Annotated in this window: 14 protein-coding genes, 1 rRNA gene and 1 pseudogene; 7 read left to right on the top strand and 9 right to left on the bottom strand. The window is 57.5% G+C overall.

The features are described from left to right. The first annotated feature begins 98 nt into the window (after positions 1-98). A 5S ribosomal RNA gene (gene rrf, locus BMAGN_RS05810) occupies positions 99-215 on the top strand. 67 nt (positions 216-282) lie between these two features. Here rrf and BMAGN_RS05805 read toward each other — a convergent pair. Then, positions 283-1,083 (bottom strand): DUF4037 domain-containing protein, encoded by an 801-nt coding sequence (locus BMAGN_RS05805; RefSeq protein ID WP_022859527.1) that lies wholly within the window; start codon positions 1,081-1,083, stop codon positions 283-285. Positions 1,084-1,616: 533 nt separating this feature from the next. Then, a complete protein-coding gene (locus tag BMAGN_RS08415; RefSeq protein WP_162151494.1) occupies positions 1,617-1,802 on the bottom strand; it encodes a hypothetical protein in 186 nt (61 codons plus the stop codon). On the opposite strand from BMAGN_RS08415, the gene BMAGN_RS05795 reads away from it, so the two are divergent. Together BMAGN_RS05795 and BMAGN_RS05790 are read left to right on the top strand one after the other, a co-directional pair. Next, positions 1,728-3,326 (top strand): basic amino acid/polyamine antiporter, encoded by a 1,599-nt coding sequence (locus BMAGN_RS05795; protein ID WP_081640861.1) that lies wholly within the window; start codon positions 1,728-1,730, stop codon positions 3,324-3,326. The two genes, BMAGN_RS08415 and BMAGN_RS05795, sit on opposite strands and share 75 nt — an antisense overlap. 130 nt (positions 3,327-3,456) lie before the next feature. After that, the gene (locus BMAGN_RS05790) at positions 3,457-4,989 is read left to right on the top strand and encodes a basic amino acid/polyamine antiporter (RefSeq protein ID WP_022859529.1); all 1,533 of its coding nucleotides are present in this window, start codon (positions 3,457-3,459) and stop codon (positions 4,987-4,989) included. A gap of 11 nt (positions 4,990-5,000) precedes the next feature. Here the strand turns inward: BMAGN_RS05790 and BMAGN_RS05785 are convergent, their stop codons facing one another. After that, positions 5,001-5,576, bottom strand: a complete 576-nt coding sequence (locus BMAGN_RS05785) for a 3'-5' exonuclease (protein WP_022859530.1) — start codon at positions 5,574-5,576, stop codon at positions 5,001-5,003. Between the two features lie 183 nt (positions 5,577-5,759). After that, on the bottom strand, positions 5,760-6,446 hold the full coding sequence (locus tag BMAGN_RS05780; RefSeq protein ID WP_022859531.1) for a GNAT family N-acetyltransferase: 687 nt from the start codon (positions 6,444-6,446) through the stop codon (positions 5,760-5,762). 262 nt (positions 6,447-6,708) lie between these two features. On the opposite strand from BMAGN_RS05780, the gene BMAGN_RS05775 reads away from it, so the two are divergent. Further along, the gene (locus BMAGN_RS05775) at positions 6,709-8,220 is read left to right on the top strand and encodes an APC family permease (RefSeq protein WP_081640862.1); all 1,512 of its coding nucleotides are present in this window, start codon (positions 6,709-6,711) and stop codon (positions 8,218-8,220) included. Between the two features lie 102 nt (positions 8,221-8,322). Here the strand turns inward: BMAGN_RS05775 and BMAGN_RS05770 are convergent, their stop codons facing one another. Together BMAGN_RS05770 and murI are read right to left on the bottom strand one after the other, a co-directional pair. Continuing rightward, positions 8,323-9,756 (bottom strand): aldehyde dehydrogenase, encoded by a 1,434-nt coding sequence (locus BMAGN_RS05770; protein WP_022859533.1) that lies wholly within the window; start codon positions 9,754-9,756, stop codon positions 8,323-8,325. Positions 9,757-9,931: 175 nt separating this feature from the next. After that, entirely contained in the window at positions 9,932-10,708 is a 777-nt protein-coding gene (murI, locus tag BMAGN_RS05765; protein WP_022859534.1) for a glutamate racemase, read from the bottom strand. A gap of 145 nt (positions 10,709-10,853) precedes the next feature. Between murI and dapF the strand changes: the two genes are divergently transcribed. Both dapF and BMAGN_RS05755 read left to right on the top strand, forming a co-directional pair. Beyond that, positions 10,854-11,753, top strand: a complete 900-nt coding sequence (gene dapF / locus BMAGN_RS05760; RefSeq protein WP_026501951.1) for a diaminopimelate epimerase — start codon at positions 10,854-10,856, stop codon at positions 11,751-11,753. Positions 11,754-11,828: 75 nt separating this feature from the next. Then, positions 11,829-12,686, top strand: a complete 858-nt coding sequence (locus BMAGN_RS05755) for a patatin-like phospholipase family protein (protein WP_022859536.1) — start codon at positions 11,829-11,831, stop codon at positions 12,684-12,686. A 72-nt stretch (positions 12,687-12,758) separates the two neighbouring features. Here the strand turns inward: BMAGN_RS05755 and BMAGN_RS05750 are convergent, their stop codons facing one another. Next, entirely contained in the window at positions 12,759-13,421 is a 663-nt protein-coding gene (locus tag BMAGN_RS05750) for a vitamin K epoxide reductase family protein (RefSeq protein ID WP_026501953.1), read from the bottom strand. 165 nt (positions 13,422-13,586) lie between these two features. Here BMAGN_RS05750 and BMAGN_RS05745 point away from each other — a divergent pair, with 165 nt between their 5' ends. Beyond that, a complete protein-coding gene (locus BMAGN_RS05745) occupies positions 13,587-14,471 on the top strand; it encodes a PHP domain-containing protein (protein ID WP_026501954.1) in 885 nt (294 codons plus the stop codon). Between the two features lie 3 nt (positions 14,472-14,474). Here the strand turns inward: BMAGN_RS05745 and BMAGN_RS05740 are convergent, their stop codons facing one another. Together BMAGN_RS05740 and BMAGN_RS08410 are read right to left on the bottom strand one after the other, a co-directional pair. Beyond that, a complete protein-coding gene (locus tag BMAGN_RS05740) occupies positions 14,475-14,702 on the bottom strand; it encodes a DUF3107 domain-containing protein (protein ID WP_022859539.1) in 228 nt (75 codons plus the stop codon). Between the two features lie 86 nt (positions 14,703-14,788). Further along, a pseudogene (locus tag BMAGN_RS08410) lies at positions 14,789-15,318 on the bottom strand (hypothetical protein); the annotation flags it as partial.

Here is a 15,318-nt window from a genome sequence, read left to right as displayed (position 1 = left end):
CATAAGAAACAGCATTGATCGGATATAGCACGGACATTTCCCTTGTGCGCTCGCGTCCATTAGCCGGTTCCCGGACCGCCACGCCAACGACTGGTTTTTGCGGCGGCCATGGCCCAGGAGAGACGCCCGGTCCCTTTCCGAACCCGGTAGCTAAGGCCTGGCACGGTGATGGTACTGCACCCGGTAGGGTGTGGGAGAGTAACACGCCGCCGCATTCAAACGTTAAAGAGCCCTTGTCCTGACGGACAAGGGCTCTTCTCATATCCGGACACATAATCCGGATTATTCATTTACTCGATCTTGCTCCAGCAATCGATCGAGATTGTCAATAATCTGCTGCAATGTCTGCAAAAATGCGTCTGGATCTGTAAATTCAGTCGCGAATAGTGTACGCAAATTCTCCTCGAACTGATCGGGAAGCAGGGGAGCGTTCCGCAACTTTTCCATCATGCGCTTCTCACCCGGATGGAACATTCGATTCAACGCAAACAAAATATCGAAATAGGATTCTATGAACGCGGCCGTCCGGTGACTGACGGACGGAAGATCCTGGCGCTGGACGGCTTTGCGGATCTGCTGGTCATAGGACGGCAACTGGCCGGACAGCAGGTTCCTATTTTTCTCAATAATATTCTTCCGCAACGTTTCCGGATACGGGATCTCCAGCGATTCCTTGAGCGCCGTATACTTTCCCTCCGCATCATACAGAACTTTGCTGGTAACAATGTTGTTCCACACGCAGGTCGTGTATCCGTTATAGGCGAGTCCGTGTTTGACCTGCTCGACCTGGCTGGAAATATCGGCCAAGTTGCGGTAAAGAATGTCGATCGGAATCCCATTAGCCAGGACGCAGTCGTCCTCGGTTTCCCAATATTGATTGTCGAGCTCGATATAGGAACAGTATTGCCGCAACAGATCGCGCCGGATATCCACATCAATCGGATGGGCCACATAAATATACAAGTCATAATCGCTGCTGGCATCGAACTGCGAGGTTACGCGGCTGCCACCCAACGCGATGGCCTCCACCTCTGGCAGCGCGGCGAAAGCGCGGACCACATTATTAAACACGGTATCTTCCATATATGCCCCTTTCCTAGCGTTTGTATGGAACTGAAGATGGTTAGGATCCCTCATAAGGCAGCTTATCAGCGTTGTTCCGTGGGCGGTACCGATATTCCGTACTCTCTCCAATTTCCGCATGTTCTTCTGCATTTTGCGACAGACACGCCGGGTTTCATGTCTCAAAATGCAGAAGGAGATACCGGAAACGGTTCTAAAAGTTCCGGATTCTTATCCTCTTCTACATTTTGAGGCAAAGACGAAGCGGAATATTATGCAATCGCGTATGCGCAACACGCGCGAACAATAATCCGCAAAATTTTAAGCACAGAAAAAGATACAGGGCATAAAACGTTGTGACAGAAATAAAACGCGCAAATCGCCAACATACGGAAAAACTACAAAGTCGGCCGATTCATGCCCCCTTTACCATGCTGAATATGCATGCATATATACGGAATGCTTGTTCTTGACGGGTTGTACGCTGAAGACCGTTCCGCGCTGTTTTGGCATCTACCGCCGGCAGACAGGTTATGAAATGGGCATATGACCTGTCAGGAACCTGTCCCGGCGATCGGCCTGAACACGTAGGGAAATCGATCAATCCCGACCTTGAAGGAAGAACCATGAGTCAATCGACCCGTTTCGACCAAAATACCCTTGTTATGAACGCTTCCTCCGCCGCCCGAAAGCAGGGCGCTGGTGTTGCTCCGGCTATCCATGCCGACAACCACCAGCATGGGGAAGACCATAACAAGTATCATGGTCCCGGGGTCGATAAATCCCATAAGTCCGATAAACCCAATACCTCCGCTAAACAGGTGGGCCTTATAGGCCTTGTCGGTGTGGTGATTTCTGCCATGGTGGGCGGCGGCATTTATTCGCTGCCGCAAAACATGTCCGCATCGGCGTCCGCGGGCGGCCAGATTATCGCCTGGATTATCACGGGCGTGGGCATGTGGTTCATTGCGAACACGTTCCGCATCCTTACACGCGAACGCCCCGAACTGAAAAACGGTCTGTACACGTATGCATACAAGGGCTTCGGCAAGTTCGTCGGATTCCTCGTAGCCTACGGGTACTGGATCTGCAACTGCTTCTCGCTCGTCGCCTATGGCGTGCTGATCATGAGCACGCTGAACTTCTTCTTCCCGGGCACCTTCGCGGGCGGCAATACGGTGTGGGCGGTGCTGGGAGCCTCGATCATCATCTGGCTCATGTTCCTGCTCACGCTGCGCGGCACCAAATCCAATGTGGCGCTGAACGTGATCGGCACCATTTGCAAAATCGTGCCCGTACTCATTTTCATTGTGGCCATGATCACGATGTTTGAGCTTGGCACGTTCCTGCACGGATTCTGGGGCATGAGCGCTTCGGGGCAGCCTTTGCACTTCAACCTGTCCAACGTGATGGACCAGGTGTCTGGGACCATGATGGTCACGCTGTGGCTGTTCATTGGCGTGGAAGGCGCCGTGGTCATCTCGGGCAGCGCGAAAAGCCAAAAAGACGTGTCCAAGGCCACGACCTTCGGCTATCTCGCCGTGCTGTTCATGTATGTGCTTGTCTCGCTGTTGCCATTGGGCGTCTACAATTACCAGACCATTGGCGGCATGTCGAACCCGTCCATGGCCGTCATCATGGACAAGGCCGTCGGCAGCTGGGGCGGCATTGTGGTGAACGCGGGCGTCATTATTTCTGTATTGTCCGCATGGCTTGTCTGGCTTGTCATGCTCAGCCAAATGCCGTTGTTCGCGTCCTATGACGGCATTTTCCCGAAGATATTCCGTAAAACAAACTCGCGCGGTGCTGCATACTATTCGCTGCTCGTCAGCGCCTGCATCTGCCAGGTCCTGCTGATCATCTGCCATTTTGTGCCGGGCGACGCATGGAGCCACATGATTTCCATCACGTCGGTCATGTCGATGCCGTGCTATCTGCTGTGCTGCCTGTTCCTGTGGAAAATTGCCAGGGGACAATGGAAGGCTACGAGCCAGTTCTCGCGCACCTACGCTCTGGTTACGGGAATCATCGGCACGTTCTTCTCGCTGTTCCTCATATATTCCGCTGGCTTGCATTACCTTATGCTCGCGTGCATCATCTATGCGATCGGCATTCCGATTTTCATGGTTGGACGCAAACAGTGTGAACAGCCGGGATTGAAAGACCGGCGCATTTTCACGCCAAAGGAGCGCGTGCTGCTCGTGCTCGTGATTTGCGCGGGCATCGTCGGCCTCGTATATACGGCGAGCGGCCTGCTGCACTAACCGCAACACGCGCGACATGCTTGCGGGCCAGCACATTCCCCTATAAACATGACCAGGGAGTGGTGCGCATGGCACACTTACCGCCATGCGCACCACTCCTTGAACTACAGATCAAGAGACGGGCGATAGTATGCAACGGCAAGCTTCAGGTAAAGAAGCGACCACTTCCCATTCTTCCGCAACCGGGCAATCTTCGCACGAACCATCGCATGAGGCCGGCAAAGTCGGCGTGCTCGGACTGGTGGCCATCATCATCTCCGCGATGGTGGGCGGCGGCATTTTCGATTTGCCTCAAAACCTGAGTCAGCACACGTCCGCCGGCGGCCAGATCATCGCCTGGTTCATCACGGGCATCGGCATGTGGTTCATCGCCACGATGTTCCGCGTGCTCGCGAACGTGCATCCCGAACTCAATGACGGCATGTATAACTACGCGTATCAGGGGTTCGGCCGTTTCGCGGGATTCCTCGTCTCCTTCGGCTATTGGATCTGCAATTGTTGCGCGCTCGTGGCCTACGGCATTCTGCTCACGTCCACGTTGAACGCGTTCATTCCGATTTTCGGCGACGGCAACACCGTTCCCGCCATCATCACGGCTTCGGCCGTGGTATGGCTCTCGTTCCTGTTCGGATGCCGCGGCATCCGCAGCAACAAGGTTGTCTACATTATCGGCACCGTGTGCAAACTCATTCCGATCGCCATTTTTCTCGTGGCCATGATCGCCGCATTCAAATTGTCGGTATTCCTCTACGGCTTCTGGGGTTTCAACGCCCAAGGCCAGCCGCTCGCGTTCCATTGGGACAGCGTGTTCCACCAGGTGTCCAGCTCCATGCTGGTGACGCTCTGGCTATTCATCGGCATTGAAGGCGCCGTAGTGGTGTCGGGCGAGGCGAAAAGCCAGCAGGCCGTGTCCAAGGCCACCGTCACGGGATTCATCGGCGTGCTCACGCTTTACACGCTAGTGTCGTTGTTGCCGCTCGGCTCGTTCAGTGCCGAACAAATCGCGCAAATCGACAATCCAGCCATGGCCGCGTTGCTTGCGGCCGTAGTGGGCCCGTGGGGCAGGACCGTAGTGACGGTGGGCATCATCATTTCCGTACTATTCGCCATGCTCGTTTGGATGGTCATGCTGAGCCAGATGCCGTATTACGGCGCCAAAGACGGCCTGTATCCGCGCATGTTCACGTATGTCAACAAGCATGGCGCGCCGCGCAACTCCATGCTTGTGGCGACGATCATTTGCCAAGTGCTGTTCATTCTCACGTATTTCTTGGGAAACAACGTGTGGAACACGATCACGTCGATTACGGCCACGCTGGCCATGCCGTGCTATCTGTTGTGCTGCATGTACCTGGTCAAAGTGAGCCGTCCCAAGCAGCTGTGGCCCGAGCACTGCACGTTCTCCCAGAAATATGGATTCGCCGTCGGCATTCTCGGCACGCTGTTTGCGCTGTTCCTCGTATCCGCGGCGGGATTGCACTACCTGAGCATGGTGTGCGTCGTCTATGTGTGCGGTATCGGACTGTTTATTGCGGGCCGGCGCCAGTCCGGTGCGCACGGATCCGTCGTCCAATTGTTCACGCCGCGCGAGCGGATCGCGGCCGTCGCCATTATTGCGGTCGCGATCTACGGCATCGTATATACGGCGCGGTACGGACTGTAAATAATTGAATACTAAATATGGAACGGAAGTTTCGTGGAATCGGCGACCTTGATATAGCGGCGCTGCCATTCAAGACACTGATACGTTTGCGTGGCGTCGCTCAGCGCACGGTGCTGCTCATTGTCGGCGATTCCGTAACGCATGATCAGATCGACAAGACGGTGGCGTTTCGCGGGGAACAGCCGCTTGTCAATGGCCATCGTGTCAATGGACGGACGTTCAAAATGATGGGCGTGGCCGTACACATGGCGTGCGGCTTCGCACAAAAATGACAGATCGAAGCGGACATTGTGCCCGATAATGGGGTAGTCGTCGATCCAATCGACAAAATCCGGCAATACGATGTCGATGCCGGGCTGGTCGCACACCAGATCGTTGTCGATCCCCGTAAGTCGCGTCACATTCGCGGGAATGGAACAGTTCGGATTGATCAACTGGGAAAATGTGTCCGTAATCTTGCCGTCATGGATTTTGACGGCGCCAACTTCCGTAATGCCGGCGCTACGCGGGCTGAAACCCGTCGTCTCAATATCCAGCGCAACATAATCATGCGGCAGCTGGAACATGGCATGCGAACGAACGACCATTCAATACGCCCCTTTCTTATACGATTCACGAGTCACTCACATGGTGGCGCGGCGTGCGCAAAACGCAACGAACGCGCGACAACTGACCAATAGTGTACTGAAAAGGGGAGCGCGATACATCCATATATGCAAATGTTTTGCAGAGTGTTCGCATTGTGAACGCGAAAGCGGGCGATCGGCGGATCACCGGCGCGAGAGTACGGGAATGCGGCCCGTGACAGCTTCCTCACGATCGATATATTGCGTGGTCTCACGCATGGCGCGGCTGATGCTGTCATGGGCAAGTTCCAGCGCTTCCGGAGCATCGTCGCCGAACTGTTCGACGGCGGACTGCTCGTCCATGTTCAGCAGCAGGCGCATCTGGTGCCACGTCGTATTGCTGCGTGTGGACGGACTGATCTTCTCATCCATAAAACCGAACTCGTGGTAGAACTTCACGAGCTTTTCACGGCATACGAGCACGATGCCCTTGCGGCCGTTCAACGCGGAATCGAGAATCACTCGGCGCAACAGGTAGCCGCCGCAACCGTGATGCTGATACACGGGAGCCGTGTCGATGCCGAGGATCATCTGCCATGCGCCACGTTCGTCATGCATGGAAACGTCGGAAAACATGGGGTCGGTAATGTCCGGATCCTGGGACGCGGGACCATTGATAAAACTGACAAGCGGACCTTCCTCCACGCGCGCGGGGAACGAGACGCCCTGCTTGTCTGGATCGGTATTGATCAGCAGCCAAAAATGGTCGGGATACGCTTCGATACGAGCAGCGAGCTTTTCCTGATCCGCGGCGTCCTGAGGCGGAAAACATGCGTTTTCCATAGTGGACAGCGCGTCGAGGTCGTCCAAAGTCGCATGGCGAATGAGCATGACTCACTACTCTCTTTCTGAACTAACGCAGCACCGGTACGTCCCAATTGACGCAAACCCAGTACAGCCCACAAACTCTAGAACCAGATATAGACCAATACAATGTGATGATTTCCATACGGTACTGCTTGCAGCATCCGCATGCGTGTCATGCCCAGAGCGGAAGTATACGGCGATTCCCATTCGTGTGCAGCAAAATCCCGAATTCGGCGAGTATGTGAAGACTACGCTGGGATGCACATACTCACATGGGGAAATGATTATGACTGTTAATACTCAATCGCCAGCTCCCGCGAAAGCACCAGCTTCCGCCAAAGCTGCAACGTCCGCAACACCTTCCGCGGACGATTTGACGCTGCCTTCAGGCGGCGTCGACACGGGTGTGCCGGAACTGCCGACACACAAAGTTGATGAAGACGGCAAACGCATTCCGCACAACGGCGGTCTGAAGCGTACGCTGAAAACGAGCGACCTGATCATCTTCGGCATGATTTTCATGGTGCCGATCGCGCCGTTCTCGATTCTCGCGTCCGTATACGACGTATCGAACGGCATGCCGGCGCTCGCATACTTCATCGGCATGGTAGCCATGCTGTTCACGGCGCTTTCGTTCGGCATGATGGTGCCGCGATTCCCGTCGAGCGGCAGCATCTACATTTATGCGTCGCACGAGATCAATACGCCTGTCGGCTTCGTAGTCGGCTGGCTGATGATCCTGCAATACCTGATCACGCCTGCCGTCATGCTCATCATGGCCGGCGAGGCCATTCATGAATACCTTCCGGGAGTCCCGATCTGGGTATGGTGCGTGGTGTTCCTTGCGTTCATCACTGTCATTTCCCTGCGCGGCATGGGCGCCACGGTGCTCGTGGACAAGCTGGCGCTCGCGGCCGAACTGATTGTGCTCGCGCTGTTCTTCATCTTCGGCGTGATCTACGTGATCAAGAACCCGAACGTCGCGCACTTCAACATGCATGCGTTCTACAACCCGGGCCACTTCGAATTCAGCGCCGTCATGAGCTCCGTCTCGCTGTGCGCGCTGTCGTTCGTGGGCTTCGGTTCCATCGTGACGCTGGACGGCGAATGCGTGTCTCCGCGCAAGTCGCCGCCGAAGGCCATGATCTGGATCGTGCTCGTGCTCGGCATCCTGTACATGGCGATGAGCTGGCTGACGGTCTGCATGGACCCGAACGGCGGCATCATGGCGGGCAACGCCACGAACGGCTTCTACCAGGTGGCGGCGCTCGCCGGCAGCTGGCTGGGCGTGCTGTGCGCGGTGGCCAATGCGTTGGCGCTGGGTCTGTTCACGTCACTGTCCGGCTTGACGGCCATTTCGCGCCTGCTGTATGTCATGGCGCGTGATGGCGCATTGCCCAAGCCGCTCGCCCGGATCGGCAAGAAGAACTCCGTCCCGATCATCTCTACGCTGTTCTGCGCGATCGTCAGCCTCGTGCTGCTGTTCGTGATCCTGCCGCTGGGCATGGATACGGGCGCCAAGATCAGCAACTACGGCGCACTGTCCACCTACTTCATGCTCAACATCACCGTGCTGTGGGGCTTGGGCATCAAGCAGAAGATGCTTGGCCACGGCCAGTTCTGGCGCACGATCGTCTTCCCGATTATCGGCGCGATCGTCACCTTCGTCATCTTCGCGTCGCTGGGTGCGACCGTGTGGATCATCGGCACGAGCTGGCTCGTGATCGGCATCATCTTCTACCTTGTGTGGACGAAGAAGCTGCATCACACCGTGAACCTGCTGCAGGATATTTCCTGACGGGATCCAATAACTCGGCGTCTACGCCGGCATATGGTCCGGCATATATGAAAGGGGCGGCATCCAATGGGTGCCGCCCCTCTCGTATATTCGACTGCGAACTCAGCCCATGAGCTTGCGGGCGAGGTTCTTCTTCTCCGCGGTGAACGGAGGATAGCGCACATCGATGTCCATCTTCGTGCTGTGGTTCATCGTGGACTTGTAATGCGTGAACGTATCGAAACCGACCTTGCCGTGGTAGGCGCCCATACCCGAGTTGCCCACGCCGCCGAAGCCCATGTTCGGGTTCGACAGGTGCACGCACACGTCGTTGATGGACATGCCGCCAAACTGCAGTTCGTCGATGACGCGCTGCTGCACGCGCTTGGACTCGGAGAAGATGTAGCATGCCAGCGGATCTGGGAACGAGCGGACAATGCCGAACGCCTCGTCCAACGTCTTGAACGTGATCACGGGAAGCACGGGGCCGAAGATTTCCTCACCCATCACAGGATCCTTCAGCGTGATGTTCGAAAGCATGGTCGGCTCAATCTTCAGCGTCGTCTCGTCGCCTTCGCCGCCGCACAGAATCTTCGAATCGGCGTTGCGGTTCGTGATCAGTCCCATCACGCGCTTGAAATGCTTGTCGCTGATCATATGCGGCCAAATCGGGCTGTCCAGCGCGTCTTCGCCGTAGTAGCGCGTCCACGCTTCCTTGATGAGCTCGGTAAGCTTCTGCGCCACATTCTCCTGCACGAGCAGATAGTCGGGCGCCACGCACGTCTGGCCCGAATTGATGCCCTTGCCCCATGCGATGCGGTCGGCCGCCACCTTGAGGTTGGCATCGTCGTTGACGATGCACGGGCTCTTGCCGCCCAATTCCAGCGTGACGGGAGTAAGGAACTGCGCCGCGGCAGCCATGACCACCTTGCCGATACGCGGGGAACCCGTAAACATGATGTAATCCCACTGCGTGGCCAGAATCCAGTCGTTCATATGGTCGGAACCCGGAATGCCGCACACGAACTGCGGATCGAACACTTCCTGGGCCATGCGGATAAGCATGGCGGAAGTGGCCGCCGATTCACGGGCGGGCTTGAACGCCACGCAATTGCCAGCGGCGATGGCGTCCACCATGGGCACGAGCGCCAGCTGCAACGGATAGTTCCAAGGAGAGAGCACGAGCACCACGCCATACGGGTACGGATACACGGTAGACGTGGACGGGAACATCGTCATGGGCGTGGGCACACGCTTGGGTTCAGCCCAACCGCGCATATGGCGCAAGCACAAATCGATTTCCTCATACACGAGGCCTAGCTCGGTGATATAGCTTTCGTAAGCGGCCTTGCCCAGATCCTGGTGAAGCGCCTGCAGCACTTCCTTTTCATGGGCCTTAAGCCACTGCTTCATGTCCGTAAGCGCCTGCTTGCGGTGCTTGAGATCACGGGACTGCCCGGTACCGAAGAATTCGCGCATGCGCGCCGCCTGCTGTTGCACATCGTCCAACGACGAGTACACAGGCTGCGCGGGCGCTTGAGAAGAAGATAAAGTCATAGCGTCTCCCAACACAATCAAACGTATATTGGTTGGTATTCTAGGCGCCCTATACACAATGAGCCTACGGCTAGAAGCCGTAGGCTCACAGAGGATTGTCGAGGCGTAGCGGTCCTGGATTCAAGACTGTTCAAGACCGTTCAAGAATCCGATCCGAACTGGACGACTCATACGCTCAGCGGTGCAACAAGTATTCGGAAAGCTGGATCATACGGTCGCTGGAACTGGAATTCGCAATGGAAACGGACCCCTCCTGATTTTCATCCGCCAACGCGCCCAGAGACTCCAGCACCACCTGCAAATGGTGGGACGTGCCCTCGTTGCCGTCAATAATCGCCGTGCCCTGCGGCAACAGCTCACGGAAATAGTCGCGATAGAACACGAAATGCGTGCAACCGAGCACCACAGCGTCCGTCGCGTCCAAATCGTACGAGTCAAAATAGCCATGCAGCGTGGCCATCACACGCTCGCGGTCGTCGAGCTCGCCCTGCTCCACAATCTCCACCAGCTCGGGGCACGGCTGCTTGTAAATCGTATGGTCGCGCTCGAAACGGTGCATAAGCTTGGCGAACTTGCGCTCGCGCAACGTCAGCGGAGTAGCGGCCACAATAATGTTCTGGCGCTCGCCGTGGCCCGCGTCGGCCGCGACTTTCAGCGCGGGCTCCATGCCGATAATCGGAATATCGTAATGCTCACGCAATTCGGTAGCGGCGGCGGAAGTGGCGGTATTGCAAGCGATCACCACGGCCTTGACGCCCTGTTGCACGAAGCGTTCCACAATGTCGAACGAGAGGCGACGCACCTCTTCCACGGATTTGGTGCCATAAGGAGCGTTCGCCGAGTCCCCGAAAAACATGAGCCGCTCGTGAGGCATGTCCTCACGGATTTGTCGCACTACGGAAAGTCCGCCCAAGCCGGAATCGAAGATGCCAATTGGCGCGTTGGAAGTCATGATGCTCCTTGAATCGCTTCATTTGCTGAAGGCAATCGTAGGAGCCACGTATGACGCCCACGTTTCCGGGCGCACCCCGGTCCGTGCTGCTCGCTTCTGGGATAGAACGCTTACAATCCCGTGCGCAATCACTACAGTGGGCACTATGAGTATTCCAAAGAATGTGACCAAAGCACAGGCCACAGGCAATGATTTTGTGCTGTACGTCGATGAAGATGGCCAGTATGATCCCACGGCTAGGGAAGTCGAGGACATTTGTGACCGTCATTTCGGCATTGGTGCCGACGGCGTCATCCGCGTAACGCATCCCCAGTATGTGCGCGACTTGAGCGCCGAACAGGTCGAGGCCCTGCAGCAGGAGGGCGCCGAATGGTTCATGGACTACCGCAACGCCGACGGTTCGCTGGCGCAAATGTGCGGCAACGGTACGCGTGCCACTACGCGCTTCGCGATGGACCAGAAGCTCGTGACGCTCAAGGACGGCGAAGAATTCGCGCTGGGCACGCGTTCGGGAGTCAAGCGCATTGCTTCGCTCGGCCAAGTGCAGGGATTGGGCGAGCATGTGTTCCGCGTGAACATGGGCGCCTGGAAGATCGGCGAGCTGGACCAGTACACCGTAACCGTGAACCACGCTTCCGGCAAAGCTCAGGGCACGTTCGTGGATATGGGCAACCCGCATGTGGTGGCCGTGATCGAAGACGCGTATTCGTCGCTGCCTGTATTGGCCGACCTCGATCTTACTCAGCCGCCCATGGTGGATCCTGAAATCGACGAGGGCCAAAACGTCGAGTTCGTGCGCATTGATGAAATCGATTCGCGCGAAGACCACGGCGAGGCCTCCATGCGCGTATTCGAGCGCGGCTGCGGCGAAACGCTCTCGTGCGGCACGGGATTGTGCGCCACGGCCATTGTGTTGCGCGCAAAAACTGGCGTGGACCACTGGAATGTCACGGTCAAAGGTGGCACACTACGTATTGACGTAACGGACAACACGGTGTTGCTTACCGGAGACGCGCAACTCGTGGCCGATGTGGCCATGCGCTAACGGTGAACGTGAGCCGTTGCAACCTACGTATGTTCAATACGCAGGTATTTTTATTGTCGTACCGAGGGAAGAAACGTGACACAACAACAGCATCGAACGGCGATTATCGACGTGGGCGGCGGATTCAGGGACGTGTTCGGGGCCGGCGTATTGGACCGGTGTCTGGAAGACGGTATTGAATTCGACCATTGTTACGGCGTTTCGGCGGGCAGTGCAAATCTCACTTCATTCATCGCCCGCCAGCACGGCAGGAACCACAAATTCTATACGGAATACGCGTTCCGCAAGGAATATGCGGGCATCGAACCGTTTATCAAATACCACAATTTCGCGAATCTCGACTATGTGTACACCACATTGAGCAATCATGACGGCGAATATCCCGTCGATTACGAAACATTCGAGAAGAATCCCACGGGATTTACCGTGGTCGCCTGCAATGCGGATGACGGATCGACCAAATATTTCGACAAGTCGCGCATCCATTACGACGATTTCGACATCATGAAAGCGTCGAGCGCCGTCCCCGTGGCGTGCGCGCCGTATGTGGTGGACGGAGTGCCATATTACGACGGCGGCATCGCTGATCCCGTGCCTGTCAAGAAGGCACTCGAAGACGGATACGACCGCATTGTGCTGATTCTGACGCGGCAAGTGGATATTCCGCGTGAACAGCATCACGACGTGGCGCCCGCGCGCATTTTGAGCCGCCACCATCCGCAAGCGGGGGAGCGGCTGCTCAACCGTTACAAAACGTACAATGACGCGGTCGAATATGCGCAGAAACTGGAACAAGAGGGCACAGTGCTGATTCTCGCGCCCGACGACCTGTGTGGACTGTCCACGCTGTCGAAGTCGTTCGAAGGCCTGGAACAGATGTACCGCAAGGGATACGCGGCGGCCGACCGCATCAAGCCGTTCCTCGAGAACTGAACGGGTCCGGCGGACGGCTGACGCCGCGACAAGGGGTGCGTCAGCCTGCCATACGGCGCCAGCGCGGGCGTACTAACCCAGCAGCGCGGCGCCGTCCTTGACCAAAATTACCGTGGCCACGAGCACGATCCAGACCACATCCGCCATCAGGTCGTAATGCAGGCGGTAGTAGGTATACAGTTTGCTGGAACGTTTGGGTAGCTGCTGCACGGTAACCGTGGCGTGCGAAAGCGCCATGAACTGGATCGTCGTGGCCACCATCAGTCCCAAACACCACGGGCACAACGCGTGGATCACGAACAGCGACTGCGACGTCAGCCAATACGAATACGCGAGCGCCACCAGGCCGCCCAGCCATGTGCATAGCGCGAACCAGCGTGGCACCACGACTTTGGCCAGACCGATGACGGCGATGGTTACGAACACGGATTCGGCGGCGATGCCGAAGAACGCGTTCGGATAGCTCAATCCTTGGAATTTCACGATTTCCGACTGCCAAGATTGTGCCACGGTGGTGCATGAGAGCGTGCCGTTCACGTCGCAGCCGAGCGCCTGGTTGGGGTGGCGTGCCAGTTGCAGCGTTTCCGCGGACAGTACGAACGACACGATGAGTGCGGCCGCGGAGGCGAGCAGCATGATGAAATACGTCCAGCCGGCGCTGTTGCGCCATCCTGGCGGGTATGAGCCTTGCCGGACCGCTGGAGTTTTGCGTGTGGTGTTCATTTGTGCCGCCATTGTTCCCACTTTCTTGCGGATATGCTCATGCGTGGCTGTGCGCTGCGGGCGTTGTGCCGCGTCGCTGTCCCGTAGTCTCTCCCTACAGTAGTAAATGAGTGCGCCTTGGCCAAATGAAATCGCTATGCTGTGGGAAACGCGGACATTTCGTTCTACGATGGAAGCATGAGTGGGTACGAAATTCCGCAGGAACCGCCGCAGACAGGCTGGGATTTGCATTGCCATACCGTGTTTTCCGACGGCACGGAAACGTCGCGTACGCTGGTTGAGCTGGCCAAGGAGCGCGGATTGCATGGTGTGGCCATTACGGACCATGACACCACGGCCGGCTGGGTGCCGGCACAGGAGGCGGCGAGCGAGTTAGGCCTTCCACTGGTGCGCGGGACGGAGATCACGGCCGAACATGAGGGCGTGTCCGTGCACATGTTGGCGTACCAGTATGATCCGCGCAACCGTCATATTTGCGATTTGTTCGCCCGTACGCGCCAGCGCAGGCTGGAGCGCACGAAGCATATGGTCGAGCGTATTGCGAAAGATTATCCGATTACGTGGGATGATGTGCTCCGGCAGGTCAAGGCGGGAGGCCGTACCACGATGGGCAGGCCGCATATTGCCGACGCGCTCGTGGAGGCGGGCGTATATGCCACGCGTTCCGACGCGTTCGCGGGGGTGGTCAGCAGCCACAGTCCCTATTACATTCCCACGCCGAGTCCTACGACCATTGACGTGATTCATGCCGTGGAAGATGCGGGCGGTGTGATTGTGGTGGCGCATGCCGCGGATCCGAGCCGCAACAGGCATGTCCTCAGCGATGAGCAGATAGCGGCGATGGCGGATGCGGGATTGGATGGCATCGAGGTGTGGCACCGTGGCAATCCTCCTGAGCAGCGCGAGCGGCTGCTGGGGCTTGCCGAACGGTACCAACTGTTGGTGACGGGCGGATCGGACTGGCATGGCGCGGGCAAACCCAACGCGCTGGGCGAGTTTCTTACCGACGACGCCACCGTACGCGAAATCGTGCGCCGCGGCGCGATTCCGTTGTGGAAGTAGGTATTAGTCGAGGTTGTTGAAGCCTACGGCGTGGCGGGCTTCCGAACCGATGACCGCGTAGGCCAGCATGTTGGCCGGCACGAGAATGTTGCGGCCCTTGTTGTCGAGCAGTTCGATCGGCTCGTTGGCCGCGAGTGCGGACTTGATGGTTTCGGCGACTTCCTGGGCCGTGGCGTCGGTGGCGAAAGTGACGGCGCGCGGCGCGTTCTGGATACCCAATTCAATTTCCATGCGAATCTCCTTCATAATGGTTCGCCCAATGCGATGACCTTGATGGTACTTGCTTACCATGCCATCGTGAAGGGCGAACCGTAAATTTACTGTCCGCGCAAGCGGTCGTGCGTGGCGTCGGCTTCAAGTCCGGCGCGCGCGTCGCGCATGGCGCGTTCTTCACGCTCGAGCAGCGGGATGGCGACGGTTTCCGTGTTGTTGTCGGCGTGGCGCTGCGTGTTCGTGGCGCTGGTCACGTCCGTCGATCCCGTCACGTCTTCTTCTACGAGTTGTACGCGTTCGCGCGCTTCTTCGTGGATGATTTCGGTGGGGGAGGATTGCGGCGCGTCCGCGTTGCGCTGTACGGCGTTGACCATCTTCGAATAGGTCAGGTCGATCATGCCTTCGAATTCGTCCATCGGCATGGACTGCGCGGGCTGGCGGTCCATGGTCGAGTCGCTGGAAGCGGGCTCGGGTTCCACGCGGCGGCGCTCGCCCGTGATGTCGGTGGGCACGTGGTTCGATTCGGTCCAGTCGTGCATGACGAAGCCCGAGCTTGCCGTGGCGTCCGCCATGTCTTGCGCGGACTGGGCCGATTGCGCGGACTGGGCGGCTTGTGCGGGCCGCGCAGGCTGGG

Origin of the sequence: Bifidobacterium magnum, assembly GCF_000741255.1 — a bacterium.
GTDB lineage: Bacteria > Actinomycetota > Actinomycetes > Actinomycetales > Bifidobacteriaceae > Bifidobacterium > Bifidobacterium magnum.
The sequence above is the reverse complement of the archived record's forward strand: the minus strand, read 5'-3'. Positions and strand labels throughout refer to the sequence as shown.